The sequence below is a fragment of the Cupriavidus sp. R6-3 genome, from assembly GCF_059772245.1.
This window is the reverse complement of sequence record NZ_JCBAJO010000004.1, coordinates 1-21,457: the sequence shown is the minus strand read 5'-3', so window position 1 is coordinate 21,457 and position 21,457 is coordinate 1. Positions and strand designations below refer to the sequence as shown.

Sequence of the window (21,457 nt, the reverse complement as noted above, 5' to 3'; positions counted from 1 at the left end):
AGCACGTCCGACAGAAGGAAGACGAAGGGAGGGGCGTGGAATTTAGCGCGGCGGGGCGGGCATCAAGCGGAGATCAGCACAGGGCCGCGCATTCGGCCCGCAGCGGACAGGTGCCGCAGTAGTCGTCGCCGTCGAGCCGGTACTTCAGGCAGCAGACGCGGCGCACGCGCCGTTCGCCGCCGTCCGCCTGCGGACGGTCGAGATAGGCGGCGCGATAGGGATGCGGCCGGCCATCGGCGTCCGTGTCGGTGCGCAGCCACCGCGCCAGCGTGTCGCGGCGGCGTGCGTCGAGCGCCGGATGGGCGAGCAGGTTCATGCCGACGTATTGCACGAACTCGGCGGCGTGGCTCCACAGCACGCGCGGCGACGCACGGGTCAGTGCCGACAGCGCGGCGAACACCGGCGCCAGATGGCGCTGGGTCATGGCGGCCAGCATGTCGTCCAACGTGGCCGCGCCCTGGCCCAGCGCCGATGACCGCAAGTGAATGCGCGATACGAGCCCATCCGGGCCGAAGGCGATATCGACCTCGTCCAGCGATACCGGTACGGTCCGGCCCAGCGCAGCCGCCGCGACCAGCACGGGCGGCACCAGCACCACGCAGTAGTGCCGGGCCCACCACGATGCCAGCGCCGGCGGGGCGCGTTCGTGCTCGGCGCCGATGGTGTCGCGGTAATCGGCCAGCCGTTGCTGCAAGGCGGCCGGCTCGGCGAACCGGCTTCCCGGCAACGCTTCCGCACCGGCGGGCGCCGCGGTGACCCCTTCGCCGAAGCGCCGCAGCGGGCCGGGAAAGAAGGGCGTGAGTTCGGCAATCAAACGGAAATCTCCAGGCCGGGTGGGGCCGTATCAGGGCTTCGCGGTTGGGCGCCGCCTTCCACGAGAGACGGACCGGCGCCGCAGGAAATTAGGCGGCGCGCCTTTCTTGTGCCGATCAGCCGCCAATTCCCGTGTTCAGGCTCCCTATTGCCGTTTTCCCGTCACTCACGTAATAATTACGAATCATTATCATTCGCAGACGCATTACGGTAAGCCTTTTGCGTACCGGGCCGGCGCGATCCAATAAGAAGGGGAGTCTCATGCAACGGGTGTTCGATTGCCGGCGGACGGAGGTCCGGCGGGCGGTAGTGATGTTGTTTGCGCTGGCGGGCAGCGCGCATGCGCAGCAGCAGGCGGCACCGGCGGGCCAGCCGGTGGCGGGGCAGTTGCCGGAAGTCACGGTCCGGGCAGCGGGGTCGGAAACCGGGATCGGGCCGGTCGGCGGCTATGTCGCCCGCCGCAGCGTCACCGCGACCAAGACCGACACGCCGCTGTCGGAGACGCCGCAGTCCATTTCGGTGATCACCCGCGAGCAGATGGAAGACCGCGGCGTGCAGACCGTGTCCGAGGCCTTTGCGTATTCGGCGGGCGTGGTCGGCGACAACGTCGTCGAGTCGCGCTACGACAAGCCGGTGATCCGGGGCTTCCCGGCACGGCAGTATCTCGACGGCCTGTACATCAACTACTACACGAGCGGCTACCTGATGCCGCGCGTCGACGCCTACGGGCTCGAGCGCGTCGAGCTGCTGCGCGGCCCCAGCTCGGTGCTGTATGGCGCCAATGCGCCGGGCGGCCTGATCAACCTGGTCAGCAAGCGGCCGACCGCCGAGACGCTGCGCGAGGTCAACGTGCAATACGGCTCGCACAATCGCAAGCAGGCCAGCTTCGATCTGTCCGGCGCGGTGGACAGCAACCAGACCGTGCTCTATCGGCTGACCGGCCTGTTCCGCAAGAGCGATACGCAGACCGACCACGCCAAGGACGATCGCATCTTCATCGCGCCTGCACTGACGTTCCGCCCGTCCGCCGATACCACCTTCACGCTGCTGACCCACTATCAGCGCGACAGGCAGGGCACCGCGATCAACTTCCTGCCGCGCGAGGGCACGGTCATTCCGACGGTCAACGGCCGCAGGATCTCGAGCTCGTTCTTCACCGGCGAACCCGGCTTCAATACCTTCGATCGCGAGGAATACGCGATCGGCTACGCCTTCGAGCATCGCTTCAACGACACCTTCCGCGTGCGCCAGAACGTGCGTTACATGCATAGCGACCTGACCTATACGGGGGTCTACGCGGTGGGCTGGAATTCGGCCGCGCAGCAGCAACTGCGGCGCGGCTCGCTCGATGCGGGCGGCAAGCTCGATACGATCGGCGTCGACACCCAGCTGCAGGCGGACTTCAGCACCGGTCCGGTCCGGCACAAGATGCTGGTCGGCGTGGACTACCAGCACGGCAAGTTCGACGACAAGCAGGGCTTCGGCACGGTCGGCACCCCGCCGCTGGGCCTGATCGATCCGTGGAATCCGGTCTACGGCGCGCGGATCAATCCGATCGCCTCGTACACCAACGCGGAGCAGACCCAGCGTCAGCTCGGCGTGTACTTCCAGGACCAGATGAAGCTGACCGAGCGGCTGACGTTCGTTGCCGGGGGGCGCAAGGATTGGGCGAGTTCGGATACGACCTCGACGCGGATCGTTACGGCGACCAACGCGCGGACCGTGACCACGACGCCGATCGACCAGGACGACTTCACCTATCGCCTCGGCCTGCTGTACCAGGCGCCGTACGGCATCACGCCGTACGTCAGCTACTCGACTTCGTTCCAGCCGCAGGCCGGCACCGATCGGCAGGGTTCGCCGTTCAAGCCGACCACCGGCAAGCAGACCGAACTGGGCGTCAAGTTGCAGCCGCCGGGCAGCAATAGCTTCCTCACCGCGGCGGTCTACGACCTGCGGCAGCAGGACGTGCTGACGCCCGATCCAGGGCGTCCGGCTGGCACCAATTTCCAGATCCAGACCGGCGAGATCCGCTCGCGCGGCTTCGAGCTGGAAGGCACGATGGACTTCCAGAACGGCTTCAAGGCGATTGGCTCCTACACCTTGATGAATCTGGAAACCACCAAGAGCAACGGGCCCGACCTGGGCAAGACGCCAACCAACCGGCCGCGCCATACGGCCGCGCTGTGGGTCGACTACACGATGCGCGGCGGCATGCTGCGCGGCCTCGGCATGGGGGCCGGCGCGCGCTATATCGGGTCGACCTGGGGCGATGCGGCCAATACCTTCAAGGTGTCGTCGGTGTGGCTCGCCGATGCGGCGATCCACTACACGCTGGACCAGCATTGGCGCTTTGCGCTGACCGCGACCAATCTGCTCGACAAGGAGTACGTCGGGCAGTGCGGCAGCGCGACGACCTGCTACTACGGTTATCGCCGCAACATCCTGGCCACGGCGACTTATCGTTGGTGAGGGCCTGAGGCCGGGGCCCTGGTCCCCGGCCTGGGCCCCGCGCCTCGAGGCCCGAGGTCCCGAGGCACCGAGGCACCGAGGCACCGTGGCCCGGAGGCCCGGAGGCCCGGAGGCCCGGAGGCCCGGAGGCCCGGAGGCCAGAGGCCAGAGGCCCGCCAAGGCGCCGGCAATCCGGCCCTGCGAACGTCGCCGGCACTGGCGGCGTCCGTTTCCGCCTAATTCGCGGGCACCTTCGTTCGTCACAGGAAGAAGACCTCTTCCTCGTGGAGCCACCGACCGTGTCCGCCTTCCCCTCGCTGCGCAATGTGTTGTTCCGGGCCTCGGGCCATCTGCTGGCGTTTGCCATCGTGGCCAGCCTGGCCGGCGGCGCGGCGTCGGTGGGGCTGATCGCCACCATCAATCGCGCATTGGCGACGCCGGCCGATCAACTGACGGCGCTGGGACTGCGCTTCGCGGCCCTGGCGGTGGCGGTGCTGCTGTGCCGTACCGCCGCGCTGATGCTGTTCGTGCGGCTGAACCAGACGGTGCTGGCCAGGCTGCGCGAGCATATCGCTGGCCGGTTGCTGGCCTCGCCCTATGCCGAGCTCGAACGGGTTGGGCCGGGGCGCGGACTCGCGCTGCTGGGCGAGGACACCAATCAGGTGGCGACGCTGCTGGTAGCGCTGCCGTTCGTGGTGATGAACGGCACCATCGTGCTCGGCTGCCTGGCCTATCTGGCCTATCTGTCGTGGCAGGTCTTCCTGTTCGCGCTGGTTGCCGTGCTGACCGGCTCGATCTGCTACCGGCTCAGCCGCAAGCGTTCGCAGCGCTATCTGCGCGATGCCGGCAAATGGCACGATGTGTTGATCGAACGCTTCGGCGCGATCTTCGCAGGCGCCAAGGAACTGAAGCTGCATCGCCAACGCCGCGAGGCGTTCGCCAGCGGGCCGCTGGCCGAAGCGATCGATGCGGTCAGGACCAACCGCACGCAGGGGCTGTCGCTGCTGTATCTGTCGCTGACGATCGGCAGCACGCTGTTCTTCGCGGTGATCGGCATCATCCTGTTCGTGGTGCAGTGGCCGCTCGGCGCGGATGCTGCCGTCGCCAGCGGCTATACGCTGGTGTTCCTCTACATGATGGCCCCGCTGGAGGGCCTGCTGAACAGCCTGCCGCAGTTCAATCTGGCGCGCATCGCGTATCAGCGCATCGCCGATACCACCGGGCCGCTGGCGGTGGAGCAGGGGCAGGCAGATGCCGCGGGCGATCGCCGGCCGTTCGTCGCGCTTGCCTTGCACGGCGTCACGCATCGCTACTTCCGCGATGGTGAGGACGGCGCCTTCACGCTGGGGCCGATCGATCTGTCGCTGCGCGCCGGCGAGGTGGTGTTCCTCGTCGGCGGCAATGGCAGCGGCAAGACCACGCTGGCCAAGCTGCTGGTCGGCCTGTATGCGCCGGAGAGCGGGAGCGTGGTGCTCAATGGCCAGGCGATCGCCGATGCGTCTGACCGTGAGCGACACAGGCAGCAGTGCACCGCGGTGTTCTCCGACTTCCATCTGTTCGACAGCCTGCTGGGCGCGGCCTCGGAAGGTGAAGAGGGGGGGGCGGGTGGCAATGACGGGCAGGGCGATCATGAAGGCAGATACGCGGCGCTCGACGCGCGTGCCAACGAGCTGTTGGCGCGTCTGCAGTTGCAGCACAAGGTGACCGTGCGCGGCGGCGCGTTCTCGACGCGCGCGCTGTCGCAGGGCCAGCGCAAGCGCCTGGCGCTGGTCGCCGCCTGTCTCGAGGATCGGCCCGTGATCGTGCTCGACGAATGGGCCGCGGATCAGGATCCGGCCTTCAAGGCAGTGTTCTATCGCGAGATCGTGCCGGCCCTGCGCGCGCAGGGAAAGGCGGTGCTGGTGATCTCGCACGACGATCGCTACTTCGATGCGGGGGATCGCATCGTGCTGCTCGAACAGGGTCGCATCCGCGAGCAGCACATTGAACACCAGCGCGAATACCAGCCCGAAGACCCGCCCGAATACCCGCCCGAACATCAGCGCGAACACCAACCGGCCGCAGAGCCGGCGGGCGTGGCGATCGCCACCGAGCGGCAGCGCGCGGCATGAGACACCGGCTCGTTGCGCCGGTGCCCAGGCAGCGACTCCGCTACAATCGCGTCACACGACGCTGGTGCATGACATCGGCGCACAAGAACGCATCAAGGGGAGCTGTACGTGGTCCAGAACCGATCGCCGGGCAACGACATCGCCTGGCAACAAGCGCTCGATTGGGTGATGCTGATGCGGGACGGCATGCTCGACGCCAGCGCCGAACAACGCCTGCTCGATTGGCTCGACCAGTCGCCCGATCACATCGAGTCGTTCCGCCAGGCCTGCGCCGTGTGGCAGGCGACCGGTGCGGCGACCCCCTCGATCCAGGCCGCCCTCGAAGCGCGCATGCCGCCCACGGCAGGGCAGCGCCCCACACGGCACGGCTGACCTTCGCTGTCATACCTCGGTCGCATTCGGCCACCAACCTTTACACATTGCCTCTTCGAATCGCACGGGCATGTCGCTATAATTGCGAATGAGTCGCATTTGCGTTAGCATGTCCGTCGGTTTCTTCTGGGAGGGGGAACGAAATGACCGAGCAACCGATCAACGAGGTCCGGACGCCTGTCGAGGCGCACCAGCCGCGCCATATGAATCAGGAACTGTTCGGTACCTTCCTCAGCTATCGCCGAGCCCTGATCGACGCCGCGGCGCGCATCCTGGGCTGCCGTGCCGGCGCGGAGGACGTGGTGCAGGACACCTTCCTGAAGCTGATGGACCAGGAGAGCGCCATCGTCGTCCGGCAACCCGTCGGCTACCTGTTCCAGACCGTGCGCAATCTCGCCATCGATCGGCATCGGCGCGCGGCGCTGGAACAACGGCACGCCGCCTGCGAGGAAGATGGCCTGCTGGTGGCCAGCGACGCCTTGTCGCCGGAGTCCATCACGCTGGGCCGCGAAGCGCTCGGCACGGTGGCGGGCGCGCTGGCCGAACTTCCAGAGCGTACCCAGAAAGCCTTTGAGATGTATCGGATTCGGGGGATGACGCAGAAGGAGATCGCGGTGATCCTCGGCGTGTCTCCGACACTGGTCAATTTCATGATCCGCGATGCGATGACCCATTGCCGCGACGCGTTGTTCGGCGCTGCGTAATTTTCATCCTGCAATCCGTGCAGTCCGGTACCGCTTGATCCGGCACCCCCTGATCCGGCACCGCTTGATCCGGCGCCGCGTGATCCGATACCACTTGATCCGGCGCCGCGTGATCCGATACCACTTGATCGGGACCGTGCAAGCGCGACCATCGCATCCTGTTATCCCCGTCTACCCGAGTTCCAGCCCTCCATCGCGCCGCTTCCCGGAATGCAATTTGCGTCCTGCCGTGACATTGCGGTCCGGTGGGTCGGACCGCGTCAACCCAGTCTTGCGGAGTTGCGCGATGAAAGCTGTCGTATTCCACGGAGTCGGCGATATACGCCTGGACGATGTGTCCGATCCGGTGCTGCAGGCGCCGACGGACGCATTGATCGAATTGACCGCCAGCGCCATATGCGGCACCGACCTGCATATGGTCCGCGGCACCATGCCCGGCATGCGCCCGGGCACCATCCTCGGCCACGAGGGCGTCGGCGTGGTGACCGAGGTCGGACAGGACGTCAACAATCTGCGGCCCGGCGATCGGGTCGTGATTCCTTCCACGATCGCCTGCGGCTACTGCAGCTACTGCCGCAGCGGCTACCACGCGCAGTGCGATAACGCCAATCCCAACGGCATGCGCGCGGGCACGGCCTTCTTCGGCGGACCGCAGACCTCCGGTCCCTTCCATGGCCTGCAGGCCGAGTACGCGCGGATTCCCTTTGCCAATATCGGCGCGATCAAGCTGCCGGACGAGATCAGCGACGACCAGGCCATCCTGATGTCGGACATCTTTCCGACCGGCTATTTCGGCGCGCAGCTGGCCGAGATCCGGCGCGGCGATACGGTGGTCGTGTTCGGCTGCGGACCGGTCGGCCAGTTCGCAATCGTGTCGGCGCATCTGCTGGGCGCGTCCCGCATTCTCGCGGTCGATCATGTGCCTTCGCGGCTCGAGGCAGCGCAGGCGCAGGGCGCCGAAGCGATCGACTTCAACCGTGAAGATCCGGTGCAGGCGATCCTGCGCCTGACCGGCGGCATCGGCGCCGACCGCGCCATCGATGCGGTCGGCATCGATGCGCAGCGCCGGCATGCCGATGGAGGCGGCTCCACCGGCCGGCCGTCGCTATGGCAACCCGGCGATGGTCCATCGGAGGTGCTGAAGTGGTCGGTCGAGGCGCTGGCCAAGGCCGGCACGCTGTCGATCATCGGCGTCTATCCCGAGGCGCACGAGACCTTTCCGATCGGCAAGGCGATGAACAAAAACCTGACGCTGAAGATGGGCAACTGCAATCACCGCGCGATCCTGCCCGAGCTGGTGGACCTGGTGCGCGCCGGCGTGATCGATCCCGCCGAGGTGCTGACCCAGACCGAGCCGCTGACCGGCGCGTTGCAGGCGTACGAGGCATTCGACCAGCGCCAGCCCGGCTGGATGAAGGTCAAGCTGGAGCCGTAACCTGGCGCTCCAGGCAAGGGCATCGAGCAAGCGCAGCGATACCCGGGGGCGAGCGATCGCCCCGGTCGACACCAGGACGAAGCCCGGACGAAGCCCGGACGAAGCCGCGGACAAAAAAAGCCGGCACGCCGTATCCGGTCGTACCGGCTTGCCGGGCCATGCAGCGCCCGGTCAGCGCCAGGCTTACTGCTTCGTCGCGGGGCTGGGGGAATCGCCCTTCGGCGCCGACGGCGAGTCCGGCGTTACCGCGTCGGGCATGCCCTGCTGGCGCGGCTTCTTGCTGCGATGCGTGGTGCCGCTCTTCTTCTTGTCGCGTTTCTCGGTACCGGTCATGGTCGAACCGGTCGAGCTGGTCGACCCGCTTTGCATCGTGGTGTCGCTGCTGCCGCTCATGCTGCCGCCAGTCGCCGACGGCGTCGTGCTGCGGCTCGCGGGTGGGTTGCCTTCGGTCGGCGGCGCGCTCGGGTTCGGCGCGTTGTTGCTGGGGGGTGCCTGCTGTGCGACCACGGGCAGGCTCAGCGCCGCGCACAGCGCAAGCGCGGTAGTGGTGACGATTCGCTTCATCGTTGGCTCCATCCATTGAACGTGAGAACGGGCAGGCCCGTCCGGACAGACACCGGCTGGTGGCACACGATGCCCGTTACCTAACGATACGTGCCGCGCCATGCCCGCTCAGGAAGGCGATGCCTGAATTGACTGTAGGAATTGGACGACGGCTGCGAGTCCCGTACTGCAATCCTTACGAGGCGATGTAGAAATTCCGGGGCGGCAACGCAGAGGACCACGCAAGCAGGCCACCCGTATGCCTCGGGCCATACACCGATCTTGTCGCGCCGACTCGGCACGGAAGTTGCGCCGCGGCCGTTGTCACTGATCTGGCCGATGGAGGTCACCTTGAAAGCGATGCAATGGATCCGTCCCGCGCTGCTGGTTGCCGCCGCGGCGTCGATGAACCTCGCGTTTGCCGAGGTTGGCAAGACCGACACGAACTTCATGAAGAAGGCGGCCGAGAGCGGCATGCTGGAAATCGAGGCCAGCACGCTGGCCGAAAGCAAGGCATCGAGCGAGACGGTGAAGTCCTTTGCCTCGCAGATGCTCAAGGACCACAAGGCCGCGGACAGTGAGCTCAAGGCATTGGCTTCGACCAAGGGCGTGGAGCTGCCGACCGAGCTGCCCTCGGCGGACAAGAAGCGGCTGGAGGCGCTGGGGGCGCTGGAGGGCGCAACCTTCGATCGCGAGTACGCGAAGGAGGTCGGCGTCAAGGCGCACAACAAGGCCGTCGCCCTGTTCCGCGAGGCTTCGACGAAGGCGCGCGATCCGGAAATCAAGGCGTTCGCCGGCAAGACGCTGCCAACGCTGCAACACCATCTCGAGATGGCCAACAAGATGGCCAACGAGGTGGGAAAGTCCCCGGCCAAGTCGGCGAAACGCTAGGCACCGCGCCAGGCACCGCACCAGGCAGCACGAACCGCGATGCGCCAGCGGGGCCCGTCGCCACCACTACGCAGGAGACAGAGATGAAACGTTTTGCCACCTTCGCGATGCTGGCGCTGATGTCCGGCGCCGTGATGTCGCAACCCACGGCCACGCCCGCTACCGGAACGCCTCCGGGCGGGGACAAGGCGCCCGGTACGGCCGCGTCGGACGTCGCGCCGACCCGCCCGGTGCAGGGGCCGAGCGGCAGCTCCACTTCGGACCATGGCGCGCATGGCGGCACTCGCCAGCACGATGCGACCAAGGGCACGGGCACCAGCAAGCGCGGCGAGGCAAGCCAGTCGAATCGCGGCAACAGCCGCAGCGCCTCTGCGGCCGAAAGCTACGGCTATCCGGCTTCGCCGGCGAAGGCACGCTGACGATCCCGCTGGCGCCGGCCATTTCCGTAGCGCTTCTTCCCGCTTTTCCGTCCCTTTTCCTTGTCCGAGCGCGGCGCCCAGTACGGGCGCCGCTTCTTTTCGCGCGACCGCAATTGGCCGCATGGACGGAAATGTTGGCTCGCGCACATAGGCAAACAATTTTTTATTTGCGGGCGCAGCAAACGCTAACTAGATTGCCTTCGTGGGTTTGTCAACGCTGACATGCTGGCGGTCTTTGCATGTCGCGGCCGCGGCAACCCGCCGTGGCGGTACACCGGCATGCCAAGGCAATCGCGTCCGAGCCGTGGGGGAGGGCGGACGCGAGGCAGCGCCAGTCCACGGGGTCTGGGGCTGGTCCGTCGAAGCATGATGGCGGCCGCTCGCGTCGAAGTCATACCAGGAGGCCAGGCATACCGACCGGCATGCACCGGGCGGGTCCGGCCTGCCAATACGCAGCGCATTGGAAAGGAACGGCATCGCGCCGGCGACGGCGTGCGGCCGGCCGGCCCTTCGCGTCTTTCGTCTGGTGTGGGCCGTGGTCACGGCCGCGCCGGCGCTTCTACCCCGGGATCCAACATGAACGACGCCCTGCTCTCCGACCCATGCGTTCCAGCGCGCGCCGAGCCACTCGGCCCATCCGTTTTGCGACGCGATGTCGAACGATCCGACGCCACCCTGGCCATGCAGGCGACGGCCAGCCGAGAGGACAGCTATCTCGAGCGATTGCAGCCCTTTCTGAAGCCGGGCGCCGTGGTACGCGGTGGGGCCTTTCCCGAGGCGCGCATCGATGCGTTCACCACCGGCATGCGCGCCAACGCGCATTACTTCAGCCATCCCAAATGGATGGACGACTGGCTGGCCAGCGTGCATCGCTATCCGGAGTTGCGAGAGCGGTGGCTGTCCGTAATGGGGTCGCTCGATGGCAAGGTGCTGGTCGATGTCGGCTGCGGCCCCGGGAATCTGCTGGCCGCATTGGGGGGCAAGCCGCGCGTCGCGATCGGCGTCGACATCGCGCCGGGCAGCCTGGAGAGAGCGGCAGGGGTCGGCTACCTGCCGTTGCGGGCCGACGCGCACGATATGCCGTTGCGCTCGGGCATCGCCGACGTCGTGGCCATCAACGGGTCGCTGCATCATCTGGACGACATGCGGCGCGCGCTGGTCGAGGCGTCGCGGCTCGTCCGTCCCGGCGGGCTGCTGATCCTCGATCACGATCCGCAGCGCTCGGCGTGGAATTTCCGCGGGATTGCCCTGCTGCTCTGGCGCATGCGCTTGCCGATCTATCGCTGGCTTCGGCGCGGCGGCCATACCGCGGCCGATGACGAACAGACCTGGGCGCTGGCGACCGAACTGCATCACCGGCCGGGTGATGGGCTCACGCGCGAGCTGGTACACACGACGCTGCGGCCACTGGGCTTTGATATCGCGATCTATCCGCACAGCCACTATGTCGGCAAGGACGTGCTCGATGGTGCGATGGGCCGCCCGCCGTTGAAGATCCGGCTGGCGCAGCGGTTGTCCGGCATCGATCCGCGCTCGGCGGAAGCCGCGCTGAGCCTGTTCGTCGTCGCGCGACGGCGCACGCTGTAGTCACGCCGACACGCCAGTCGGCCGCATGGCGATCTCCCGGTCGCCTCGCGCCGCCGCCGGATTCGGTGGCGGCGCGCCGCAGTTGCCGCCTTCCTTGGCGCGACGTTCGATCCCCTGGTCCCCTGATTCCCTGATTTCCTGATTCCCTGATTGCAGCGCGCATCGCCTGATCGCGATGCGCATTGCCATGTCCGAATCGCCGCGCGCATCGCCATGTTCGCGCGGGAACGCTATTTGCGTGATGGCCGATGCGGTCAGCCCCGGCCTGCCCTTGCACGGCAGCCGCGCGGCAGGCATGGCTGTGGCGCCCGTCGGCGCCGCGGTTCCGCGTGCCGCCCGCAGGGGTGGCTGGGGCGTGGCCGTCCCGCACTGCGATCCCCAACGAGAAAGTCCGAACGACAAAGTCCAGACGAGAAAGGGCGCCTCTCCACCGGGGACGGGAGAGGCGCCAAGCGCGGGCGAGCGGTCAGTCTATCCCGCGTTGCCACAGGCTATCCGCCGCCACTCGGCGCGAAAGTCGCCTAGCGCACACAGCCTTCGGCGGCGGAATGGAAATTGCGTCACCAAGGACATCACCACCGATACACGCCGGACCGGACGGGCGTTTCGCGCCGGTTCCCCGCCACAGCATTTGCAACTCTTACCAACGGAGGCAGAGATGAACGATCGCAGCACCAGCCGCCGCGTATGGGATTATCGCCAGCCGTATAGCGCCGAAGATCGGCTTGACCAGCGCGGCTCGCGCCAGGGCGGCCGTTATGCGGAATACGCCGAGGAGGAAATCCGTCAGGGACGCGGTGTCGGCCGGCCCGGCATGCCGCGCTACGGCGGCGGCCGCGACGATCCGTTCGCGGCGCCGCGCCATGCCGAACACGGCTATGGCGCCGGCCACTTCGGCGAGGGCCGCTTCGGCCGCAGCTACGAAGAACCGGTTGGCGACAATCCCTACGGCACCTTTCCGTCGACCGGCGAGGTGATGCGCGGCAACAGGGGACTATCGGGCAGCGGCGAACGGCGCGGCGGCGACCTGACCGACAGCCGGCTCTCGCGCGGACAGCGCGGCGGGCCGTGGCCAGATCAATCGCGTACGCCCTGGCGCGATCGCTACGAGCCCGACGACCCGCAGACCCGCGCCAATCTCGCCCAGGCCTATGGCATCTCGGATTCGGAGCGGCTCGATGCGCCGTCCTGGCCCGACGAGCGCGGCAGCGGCAATGCCGGCCGCCGCCAGGCCAGCGCGCGCTGGATGGACGAGGGCGGACGCTTCCCCGAAAGCGAGCGCCCTGGACGCGGCGGCCGTCCGTCGGGCTGGCCCGGCGACGACTGGAGCGCCGGCGGCCAATGGCAATCGCACGGCCGCGACGAGGCCTACGAGCGCTTCAGCGGCGCGCCGCAGCGCGTGACCTGGGGGCAGGGCTCGGGCAGCGGCAGCGGTCCCGGCCGCCGCGTCTCGCCCAAGGGCTACCAGCGCAGCGACGAACGGATTCGCGAGGACCTGTGCGAACGCCTGGCGCATGACGACCGCCTTGAAGTGCAGGACGTCGAGGTCCAGGTCAGCGACGGCGTGGTCACGCTGACCGGCGCCGTGCGCGACCGCCGCCAGAAATACTGCGTCGAGGACATCGCCGACGACATCTTCGGCGTGCGCGAGGTCCACAACCGGATTCGCGTGCAGCGCGAAGGCGGCCAGGTGGTGCAGGGTTCGGCCGGGTCCGCGTCGGGGGGCCAACGTGTCTCCGGCATGAGCACGTCCGGCAGCGCCACCGGCAGCACCGCCAGCAGCTATGTCGGCGGCATGGAGGTCGGCGCCGGGGAAGTGCCCAAGGGCACCGACCCGCACGGCGGCACCACGACGCCGGGCAAGCACGCTACGTGATGGGGAGAGGACGATGAACCGGAACACCGACAACAAGCGCGATCAGGACGATGCCCGCGACAAGCTTCGCGCGCGCGAGTCTGCCGACGATATTGGCAACGACAGCGGCAACGACAGCACTACCTCCAGCGCCGAGGCCCAGCGCGAACGCGAGGTGAGGGAGGAAGCGCGCGCGATTCCAAGTTCGCTCGATCCCGATACGGACATCGAGCCGATCGATTCGGACATGAACCTGGAAGGCCTGCCCGAGCAGGAACAGGACTATCCGCACGACAATCGGACCGAGGCGTTGCTGCCAGAAGAGCAGATCGGCGAGCGCATCGCCGATGCAGCCGAAGGCATCCCCCCGGATACGCCCGCAGACCGCGCCGATCACACTGACCAGCGCGAGGAACGTCCGCCCCGGCACGAGCCCGAGTAAGGCCGGATCGCTTGCCGAGGCGGTCCGATGATTTGCGATAGGGGCGCCTCGGCATGATGTCGATCCGCTTGCAGGCGAGGGCGGGGGTGAGGGCAGGCCGGCTCAATCGAACTGATACGACCAGCTCGCGTTGATGCGCGGCGAGCGGCGTTCCGCATTGATCGGCTTGTCGCCGACCGGCTGCGCCAGCGACAGGTCCAGCGTGTAGTAGCGCCGGTCCGAGAAGCGCACGCCCAGCGCCACCGACGACAGCGAGCGGTGCGTCAGCGAGTAGCTGTTCGAAAAGACCCGCGCGACATCCGCCAACACATACGGCTGCAGCGTCTTCAGGTAGGTCATGTCCATGCCGAACAACCGGCTGATCTCGGCGGACGCGCCCCAACCCTTGTCGCCCGCCACTTCGCCGGCGGGATAGCCGAGGCCGTAGAAGCGTCCGCCGAAGCTGATCTGCTCGCTCGACGCCAGCCGATCGCCGCTGTACTGGCCGGCGGCCGAGACCGCCATGCCGAAGCCGAAGGGCAGGTCGGTCGCCTGCGACAGCAGCAGCCGCGTGCGCAGGAAGCTCAGGTCGTTGGCATTGTTCTCGCGGCGTGCGCCCAGCGCATCGACGCCCTTGTACAGGCCCAGCGTGGCGCTGCGCGACACGCCTTCCTTGCGCTGGACATAGGCCAGCTCCGCATTGACTACCCGCACATTGGTGCCGATCGCTACCGAGCGATCGGTGCCGGCCTGCGTATAGCGCTCGAACTGGTCGGTCCCGTAGAGCCCGCCGCTCAGCGTCAGCGAATGCCGCGCACTGAGCAGCAGCGGATAGCTCAGGCTCGCGCCAAGCCGCTTGTTGTCGTTGACGTAGCGCCGGTTGAAGCCGATTTGCTCGAGCGTGGCGTTCTGCGGCACGCCGCGATAGTGCGACGCGTTGACGCGCGCGACCAGCCCCTCGGTGCCGATCGGTTGCGCATAGCCGAGCGCGTAGTACTCCTCGTCGTCGCGTCCCTTGGGGAACAGCGCCGATACCGTCAGCTGCTCGCCAAGCGGCGTCAGGCCGCTGGCCGTTGCCGTTGCAATCGCCCGCACGCCGGGCGACATGTAGTCGACGCCGGTGCCGAAGGCGATCGGCTTGCGCTTGACGTCGAGCACCATTTCGCTGGCGCCGTCGGTGGTGGTCGGCGGCTGCACCGTGGCGCCGACCTGCACGCCCGGCTGCAGGCCCAGCACGCTGGAATAGCGGTCGAAGCTCGCGCGCGTCAGCGGCCGTTCCTCTTTCAGCCGTTCGGCGATCGCGCGAAGACGATTCTCCAGCGGCCCCGGATTGCCGCGAATGGTCACGCGTGCGACATAGCCTTCGACGACGGTGATCAGCACATTGCCGTTCTCGAAGGACTGCGCGGGAACGAAGGCGAACGACAGCGGATAGCCATGCTGCTGGTACATCTCGGTGACCGCATTGGTGGCCTGCAGCAGTTCGGCAACCGTGATTTCCTTGCCGGCCAGCGGCTTGAACTTGTCCGCGATCTGGTCGAAGGGCAGCGTCCTGGCGCCCTCGATCTGGAAGCGTGTCGGCGTCAGCTTGGCCGACAGCAGATTCTGCAGGGCCGGGTCGGGACGTTCGACCTGTACCTTGACTTCCCCGGTGGGCTTGGGCGGCGCGATCTTCGGCAGCGTTTGAGTCGGGTCCCCCTGGACCGGGCTGCGCGGATCGGCGGCCAGAACTGGATGCATGCCGCCATGCCAGGCACCGAGGCCGAGCAGCAGCATGGCGACGCGAGTGTGCGTGCGCGACATGGTCAATCCCCTTTCACAATGAAACCGATGCGGCTGTGGAAGCCGGATCTCCACCGGCGCGCAGGCTGCCGCTGCCTGCGCGCTTATCGAAGTGGCGTCCGGCTGTACTGCAAGGCTGAGTGAGGCGATGCAGCGGATTTGCCGCGATCGGCCAGGCGGCCGATCGGCGGCGCATCACGTGTGCATCAGGCGGGCATCAAGCCCTCATCAGCGGCGACCCCCCAGCAGACCGCCAACGGTGCCGAGCACACCGCCGACGATGCCGCCGACCGCGCCGGTGACCGGACCGGTGGTCGCGCCACCGGCAGTGCCGCCGGGAGCGGGAGCCGGGGCGGGTGCCGGTGCCGTGCCGCCGCCAGTCACGCCGCCGGTAACACCGGCGACCACGCCGCCGACCAGATTGGTCACCGGAGCCAGCGGACCGCTGCCGGCACCGCCGTTGCTGCCGCCCGTGAGACCACCGGTCAGCCCGCCGACGAGGTTGGTGACCGGAGCCAGCGGACCGCTGCCGGCGCCGCCGTTATTGCCGCCGGTGAGGCCACCGGTCAGCCCGCCGACGAGATTGGTGACCGGGGCCAGCGGACCGCTGCCCGAACCGCCGGGATTGCCTCCGTTGTTGCCACCGGTGAGGCCGCCGGTGAGACCACCGGTCAGCCCGCTGACAAGATTGGTGACCGGAGCCAGCGGACCGCTGCCGCTGCCCCCGTTGTTGCCGCCGGTCAAGCCGCCGGTCAGCCCGCTAACTAGGTTGGTCACCGGCGCCAGCGGACCCGTGCCGCCATTGCCGCCACCGGCCAATCCGCCCGTGATGCCGCTGACCAGATTGCCGACCGGTGCCAGCGGACCGCTCGGGGTCGTGCCCGGCGCATGCACCGCGCCGCCCAGCGCGGCAACGGTGTTGCCCGCACCGGTCACCACGCCGCCCACGCCGCTGACAACCGGCGTATTGGTCTGCTGCAGCTTGCCGCCGAGCTGCGCCACCGTGCCGCCGACCACGGTCAGCAGGTTGTTCACGGGCTGGCCGAGGCCGGTCGTCGCGCCCAGCGATTGCGTGGTGCTGGTCAGCTGCGAGGTCAGCGGTACGATCGCGCGGCTGACGCCGCTGGTCAGCTGCTCGACCGGACCGGTCGACAGCACCGTGCCCACCGTGCCGCCCAGCGTCTGCACGCCGGTGCCGACCTTGTCGACCAGCGCACCGACCGGCGACGTCACCGCGCCAAGCGGCGACAGCGGGCCGGTGCCCAGGCCGGTGACCGCGCTGCCGACCTGCGTGACTGCCGTGCCGACATGGGTCACCACGTTGCCGGTGCTGGCCACGGTAGTGCCGATCGGATTGACAACGTTCGGGATATTGCCCAGGCCGTCCTTCAGTCCGGTGCCCAGCGAGTCGACCGCGTTGCCGACCGACACAAGCGCGCCGCCGACACCGTTCTGCGTCTGGTCGGGGACCACGGGGAGGTTGGCGTTCTGCAGCTGCTCGCCGACGGCGCCGACGACGTCGCCGACCTTGCTGACGAGGCCGCCGGTCGGGTTGACGATCTCTCCGGTCGGGCTGCGTACCGGCGTGCTGCCACCGCCGCCGCCATCGCCACCACCGCCGCCGCCACCACCACCGCTACCGCCGCCATCGCCGCCGCCGCCGGTACCACCGCCGCCGCTGCCACCACCACCAGTACCGCCGCCGCCAGTACCGCCACCGCCGGTGCCACCACCGCCGCTACCGCCACCATCAGTACCACCGCCACCGCTTCCACCACCGGTCCCACCTCCGTTCGGGCTGCCGGTGCCGCCATTGGTGTCACCGACCGTGCCGCCTCCCTTGCTGCCCGTCCCCATCGAGGTCGAGCCGCTGCCGCTCGCGCAACCGCCGAGCAGCAGCAATGCGCTGAGCAGCGCCGTGGCGGTCAAGGTTGTCTTGGTTCTTTTCATCATTGATCCCCTGGTCAACAAGTGTTCTCGTGTTTGACGTTCCCGAGTTGAAAGGCATGGGGCGCGTGGCGCCGCCGTGCTGCTGTCACAAGCGCAAGCGGTGTGCCACTGAGTGACCAGCTGTGCGCCACGCGCATGGACAAGTTCGATGGCTTGCCGGAAAGCCTTGTGCAGCAACGGTTTGCGGGAAATGGGGGCAACTGCGTGCAGAGCTCGCAAGACCATGCGCGAGGCGTGTGGCGGCGTTACGCGTTACGTAACGCGCTACGGCGCGAACGGAACATCGGAGGGGGTGGGCGATGGCGCGCGGGGGCGTGCCGGCGCGGTGTTCGCGAGCGTCGGCGTGTGGCGATGGGCGCCGTAACACGTTACGTAGCACGTAACGTCGGAAAGCGCGGCAATGCGTCCTCGCATGGCCTCATTTCCATGCCGGGCTTTGGCCCGCAAAGGCGCGCCCTGCAAGGCTTTGCGGGCGATGCGCCGGGCTGCGCGGCCGGCACGTTCCGCATCGTTTCTCTCCATGGCACACGCCTTGCGGACCAAGGCGTCGAGTCCCCGCTGCACGGGGACCGCCGGCACCACGGGACGGGTCAGGGTTCCGCGCCGGTCCGATCCACAAGGAGAAACACAATGAAGCGGACGAATTCGACGCGACGCGCGCCGGTGATGATGGCGCTGGCGTGCGCATGCGTACTGGGGATGATGGCGGGCTGCTCGTCGAGCGGTTCGGGTAGTGGCACGCGGCCGCCTGCGACGACGCCGCCTCCAAGCAATGGCGGCGGCGGTGACGATGGAGGCGGCACGCCGCCGCCGACCACGTCGAAACCGACCACGCCGACGGGCCAGGTCGCGGAAGGCGCCGGCAATACGGTGACGGCAACCGGCAATGCGATCTCGGAAATCGGCAAGCAGATCCAGGGCGCCAATCTGCCGATCGTCAGCGACGCGACGGGCAAGGCGACCGGCCAGGTGGTCGTCGATGCCGGCAACACGGTGGCCGCGCTGGGCGCGGGCGTGCGCGATGGCCTCGGCAAGATGGGCGCGGTGGACAACCCGGTCGGCGTGACCGTGGCAAGCACCGGCAATGTCGTCACGCAAACCGGCCATACCTTGTCGAGCACGGGGGACCTGGTGAACTCGCTGGGCCAGGACCAGCTGAAGGTGCTGTCGCCGGTGACCACGCCGGTGGGCGCCGTGATCAATCACGTGGCCGGCGGCGTGCAGCAGTTGGGCGAGAAGCTGGGCGACAAGCTGTCGACCGGCCCGGTCGCGCAGCTGACCGGCCAGACCAGCAAGGTGATCGTGCCGTTGACCAGCAAGCTGACGGACACCACGCAGGCGCTGGGTGCCACCACGCGCCTGGGGGCGCCGGTCGACAACCTGTTGACCAAGGTCGGCGGCGTGGTCGCGCATACCGGCACGCACCTGAGCGCGACGAAGGCCCCGGTGGTCGGCCCGGTGGGCGGTGTCGTGACGGAAGTCGGCAGGACCGTGGCCGCAGCGGGTGGACTGGTCCACGGTGATGGCAATGCAGGCAGCGGTGCGGGCAATCCGCTCGGTGGCCTGCTTGGCGGTCTGCCTCTCACCCAAACGGGTGGTCAGGCGGGCAGTGGTTCTGACAAGGGTGCCGGCAGCGGCAAGACCGGCGGTGTGTTGGCACCGGTCGGTGGGCTATTGGCACCTGTGACCGGCCTGGTCGGCACGCTTGGAGCGCTGGGGCGCTAAGGCGTAGTCGACTGCTGCCATGGCACCAGTCCGGGGGCCATGCCAGGCAGCTTGATGGTGCGCAGTCGGACGATCCCCGCGGCTGCGCATCTTTTTTTATTCAGGGAAGCGGAAAGACCGTCCGCCATCCGTAGTAGTCCTAATGCATGAGCCGACAGTAGGAGCACTGTCAATCGGGGCAACTGAAAACTTTTGTCAAGACAGCAAACGGATGTAGCTGAAATTAAAAAATTCCTTTATAAAAACAACACGGATACTTGCTGCACGAGATCAGCCAAGCCATTAGAGCCAGGCGATCGCGCGGATCGACGCGGTATCCAAAGTGTTGGGATAACTAGCAATAAAGAAGGAGCGGTCATCATGAAACAGGGGTTCTTGCGTTTCATTCGGGACGAGCGGGGGGCGACGGCCATCGAATATGGTCTGATCGCGGGTCTGATCGCGCTGGCGGTCGCTGGTGCAGCCGAGTCCCTCGGCACAAACTTGAGCGGTGCCTTCACTAAGTTGGCTGGGAAGCTCGAAGCCTTCGTCAAGTAAGCGCAGACAGGCATCACGCTACTTCTCCATGGCACTCATCGTCACGCTCCTCTGCGTGACGACCCTTTGGACTGACTTTCACTACCGCAAAGTACCGAACCTCGCATTGGCGTGCGCGCTGATTGCGGCCGGTCTCGTGCTGTCTCTCGGCTACGACGCGTCGATGCCGCTGGGAACGCGCGCGCTCGGATTCGCGATCGGGTTTGCGATCATGCTGCCGGCTTACCTGCTCGGCCGCATGGGCGCCGGCGACGTGAAGTTCTTCGCGGTAGTGGGACTGTTCATCGGGCCGTCGGGCTTGCTGCCGGTATGGCTGGTCGGCACGTTGCTGGCGTTCGTCCATGCTTGCGCCGTTCTTGCGCTTCGTCATTCGGCGGTCGTCGGGTGGTTCGGGATTGCCATGGGGCAGTGGCAACGCCGTTTCGGCATATTCGATGCATTGCGCCCGGAGACCGTGGCGCGAACTCGAGGCATTCCCTATGCCGCGTACCTTGCCATCGGGGTGCTGCTATGGCTATCGGTTGGGCAAGGCAGTTCCTGAAGAGCGATATGCGCCACCGGTTGGCGCCAACATAAGACAAACCGGATGAATGCATGAAACTGGGGAAAAGGGGGCTTATGCCATCGCGAGCCCGCGCGCGAGGCATCGCCGCGCTGGAATTCGCCGTGGTCTTGCCTGTGCTGCTCGCACTGGTGCTGGGCATTGTCTACTACGGCATGATCCTGGTCCTCGAGCAGGTGTTGACGCTGGCAGCGGCCGAAGGCGCGCGCGCGGCGTTGCGCTACCCCAGTGGCGCCGTCGACGGCAGTATTGCCGCATCCAAGGACTTGCGCGTGGCAGCGGCTGCCGACACCGCGCTTGCCGCGCTGCCTGCCAGCATCAAGTCAAATCTTGCTTCCGCCGGCAATCTCGCGTCGGCGGCACCCTGCAGCGCGCCGGCCGACGCAATCTGCGTCAGCGTGACGTTGCGCCTGCCGGCCGCCAACATCCTGCCGCGCATTCCCTTCGTGCCCGTTCCCGAAACGCTGATGGGCAGTGCCGTCGCGCAATTGGCGCCCGATATCTGAGCACCAACATGTCGCGGCACCTTTTCTACCCCAATGACATAGTGCGCGAATTCCACGCCATGCACGGACATCTCCCATGACCAGCAAACAGATCCGAATCGTTGCCATCGTGCTGCTGGCCTTGGCAGGGCTGCTCGCGCTGCTTGCCTGGCAGGTCGGGCGGGGGCCCGCCAAACCGCCCGTGCATCCGGCTTCATCGCCCGCGGCCTTGCATCCGGTCGTGATCACCACCAGGCCCGTGGAGGCCGGCAAGCCCTTGAGTGCAGATGCATTGAGGGTGGAGATGCTGCCAATCGATCCGACGGGCGGCTACAAGTCCGTTGATGCGGTGGCGGGCCAGATTCCGCTGGTGGCGCTCGGCGCCAATGTGCCGGTGCTGGAGGGCCAACTGGCCGGCGGTCTTGCCTCACAGGTGCCTGAAGGCGAGCGCGCGGTCGCCATTGCCGTCGACGAGGTCATCGGTGTGGGGCATCGCGTGCGGCCGGGCGACCTTGTCGACGTGTTCCTCGTACTGCGGCGGGACAGTCAGGAAATCGACGGCAGCCAGGCCCGCTTGCTGCTTTCCAGGCTGCGCGTACTGGCGTATGGCGTAAACGCCGTCAACGATTCGCGCGAAGGCGCGCCCGAACAGATGATGAACCGCCGCGAAGGCGCCAAGACCGCGGTGCTGACGGTGCCGCTGGCGCAGGTCAGCAAGCTGACGATGGCGCAGCAGGCGGGCCGCCTGGTGCTGGCGCTGCGCAATCCGCACGATGACGGCATGCCGAGCGAGACGCTGTTCGCGGAGCCCGCG

Annotated in this window: 20 protein-coding genes; 15 read left to right on the top strand and 5 right to left on the bottom strand. The window is 67.5% G+C overall.

What is annotated here, in order from left to right; all coding sequences use genetic code 11:
- Positions 1 to 73 precede the first annotated feature (73 nt).
- Complete coding sequence (gene fhuF, locus AC6EI8_RS01800; RefSeq protein ID WP_498381116.1) at positions 74 to 814, bottom strand: siderophore-iron reductase FhuF; 741 nt, start codon at positions 812 to 814, stop codon at positions 74 to 76.
- 260 nt (positions 815 to 1,074) lie between these two features.
- Between fhuF and AC6EI8_RS01795 the strand changes: the two genes are divergently transcribed.
- The 5 genes from AC6EI8_RS01795 (at position 1,075) to AC6EI8_RS01775 (ending at position 7,886) form a co-directional block, all read left to right on the top strand.
- Positions 1,075 to 3,285, top strand: coding sequence for a TonB-dependent siderophore receptor (locus AC6EI8_RS01795; RefSeq protein WP_498381115.1), 2,211 nt, complete (start codon positions 1,075 to 1,077; stop codon positions 3,283 to 3,285).
- Positions 3,286 to 3,563: 278 nt separating this feature from the next.
- On the top strand, positions 3,564 to 5,375 hold the full coding sequence (locus AC6EI8_RS01790; protein ID WP_498381114.1) for a cyclic peptide export ABC transporter: 1,812 nt from the start codon (positions 3,564 to 3,566) through the stop codon (positions 5,373 to 5,375).
- Between the two features lie 108 nt (positions 5,376 to 5,483).
- Positions 5,484 to 5,747, top strand: a complete 264-nt coding sequence (locus tag AC6EI8_RS01785; RefSeq protein ID WP_223129709.1) for a DUF4880 domain-containing protein — start codon at positions 5,484 to 5,486, stop codon at positions 5,745 to 5,747.
- A 143-nt stretch (positions 5,748 to 5,890) separates the two neighbouring features.
- Positions 5,891 to 6,451, top strand: coding sequence for an RNA polymerase factor sigma-70 (locus AC6EI8_RS01780; RefSeq protein ID WP_149319882.1), 561 nt, complete (start codon positions 5,891 to 5,893; stop codon positions 6,449 to 6,451).
- Positions 6,452 to 6,737: 286 nt separating this feature from the next.
- Positions 6,738 to 7,886 (top strand): zinc-dependent alcohol dehydrogenase, encoded by a 1,149-nt coding sequence (locus tag AC6EI8_RS01775; RefSeq protein WP_498381113.1) that lies wholly within the window; start codon positions 6,738 to 6,740, stop codon positions 7,884 to 7,886.
- Between the two features lie 183 nt (positions 7,887 to 8,069).
- Here AC6EI8_RS01775 and AC6EI8_RS01770 read toward each other — a convergent pair whose 3' ends face one another.
- Positions 8,070 to 8,450: a hypothetical protein gene (locus AC6EI8_RS01770; protein WP_149319884.1), complete on the bottom strand. Its 381-nt coding sequence runs from the start codon at positions 8,448 to 8,450 to the stop codon at positions 8,070 to 8,072.
- Between the two features lie 339 nt (positions 8,451 to 8,789).
- Here AC6EI8_RS01770 and AC6EI8_RS01765 point away from each other — a divergent pair, with 339 nt between their 5' ends.
- The 3 genes from AC6EI8_RS01765 (at position 8,790) to AC6EI8_RS01755 (ending at position 11,326) form a co-directional block, all read left to right on the top strand.
- Positions 8,790 to 9,320 (top strand): DUF4142 domain-containing protein, encoded by a 531-nt coding sequence (locus tag AC6EI8_RS01765; RefSeq protein ID WP_223819610.1) that lies wholly within the window; start codon positions 8,790 to 8,792, stop codon positions 9,318 to 9,320.
- Between the two features lie 83 nt (positions 9,321 to 9,403).
- A complete protein-coding gene (locus AC6EI8_RS01760) occupies positions 9,404 to 9,739 on the top strand; it encodes a hypothetical protein (protein ID WP_150083280.1) in 336 nt (111 codons plus the stop codon).
- Between the two features lie 369 nt (positions 9,740 to 10,108).
- Positions 10,109 to 11,326: a class I SAM-dependent methyltransferase gene (locus AC6EI8_RS01755; RefSeq protein ID WP_498381112.1), complete on the top strand. Its 1,218-nt coding sequence runs from the start codon at positions 10,109 to 10,111 to the stop codon at positions 11,324 to 11,326.
- Here AC6EI8_RS01755 and AC6EI8_RS01750 read toward each other — a convergent pair whose 3' ends face one another.
- Positions 11,327 to 11,515 (bottom strand): hypothetical protein, encoded by a 189-nt coding sequence (locus tag AC6EI8_RS01750; protein ID WP_226105056.1) that lies wholly within the window; start codon positions 11,513 to 11,515, stop codon positions 11,327 to 11,329.
- A 469-nt stretch (positions 11,516 to 11,984) separates the two neighbouring features.
- On the opposite strand from AC6EI8_RS01750, the gene AC6EI8_RS01745 reads away from it, so the two are divergent.
- Together AC6EI8_RS01745 and AC6EI8_RS01740 are read left to right on the top strand one after the other, a co-directional pair.
- Positions 11,985 to 13,202 carry a BON domain-containing protein gene (locus AC6EI8_RS01745; RefSeq protein ID WP_498381110.1) on the top strand — a complete coding sequence of 406 codons (1,218 nt, stop codon included), beginning with the start codon at positions 11,985 to 11,987 and terminating at the stop codon, positions 13,200 to 13,202.
- Between the two features lie 13 nt (positions 13,203 to 13,215).
- The gene (locus AC6EI8_RS01740; protein WP_149319887.1) at positions 13,216 to 13,623 is read left to right on the top strand and encodes a hypothetical protein; all 408 of its coding nucleotides are present in this window, start codon (positions 13,216 to 13,218) and stop codon (positions 13,621 to 13,623) included.
- Positions 13,624 to 13,725: 102 nt separating this feature from the next.
- Here AC6EI8_RS01740 and AC6EI8_RS01735 read toward each other — a convergent pair whose 3' ends face one another.
- Together AC6EI8_RS01735 and AC6EI8_RS01730 are read right to left on the bottom strand one after the other, a co-directional pair.
- Positions 13,726 to 15,405 (bottom strand): ShlB/FhaC/HecB family hemolysin secretion/activation protein, encoded by a 1,680-nt coding sequence (locus AC6EI8_RS01735; protein WP_498381109.1) that lies wholly within the window; start codon positions 15,403 to 15,405, stop codon positions 13,726 to 13,728.
- 207 nt (positions 15,406 to 15,612) lie between these two features.
- Positions 15,613 to 17,334: a collagen-like triple helix repeat-containing protein gene (locus AC6EI8_RS01730; protein WP_226105060.1), complete on the bottom strand. Its 1,722-nt coding sequence runs from the start codon at positions 17,332 to 17,334 to the stop codon at positions 15,613 to 15,615.
- 630 nt (positions 17,335 to 17,964) lie between these two features.
- On the opposite strand from AC6EI8_RS01730, the gene AC6EI8_RS01725 reads away from it, so the two are divergent.
- The 5 genes from AC6EI8_RS01725 to cpaB all read left to right on the top strand — a co-directional run.
- Complete coding sequence (locus AC6EI8_RS01725; RefSeq protein WP_226105062.1) at positions 17,965 to 19,059, top strand: collagen-like triple helix repeat-containing protein; 1,095 nt, start codon at positions 17,965 to 17,967, stop codon at positions 19,057 to 19,059.
- Positions 19,060 to 19,419: 360 nt separating this feature from the next.
- Positions 19,420 to 19,596, top strand: a complete 177-nt coding sequence (locus AC6EI8_RS01720) for a Flp family type IVb pilin (RefSeq protein WP_150083274.1) — start codon at positions 19,420 to 19,422, stop codon at positions 19,594 to 19,596.
- 28 nt (positions 19,597 to 19,624) lie between these two features.
- Positions 19,625 to 20,137 (top strand): A24 family peptidase, encoded by a 513-nt coding sequence (locus AC6EI8_RS01715; protein WP_498381108.1) that lies wholly within the window; start codon positions 19,625 to 19,627, stop codon positions 20,135 to 20,137.
- Between the two features lie 53 nt (positions 20,138 to 20,190).
- Positions 20,191 to 20,664: a TadE/TadG family type IV pilus assembly protein gene (locus AC6EI8_RS01710; protein WP_223819606.1), complete on the top strand. Its 474-nt coding sequence runs from the start codon at positions 20,191 to 20,193 to the stop codon at positions 20,662 to 20,664.
- A 76-nt stretch (positions 20,665 to 20,740) separates the two neighbouring features.
- Positions 20,741 to 21,457: Flp pilus assembly protein CpaB (cpaB, locus tag AC6EI8_RS01705; protein ID WP_498381107.1), on the top strand; the 717-nt coding region annotated here is incomplete at its 3' end.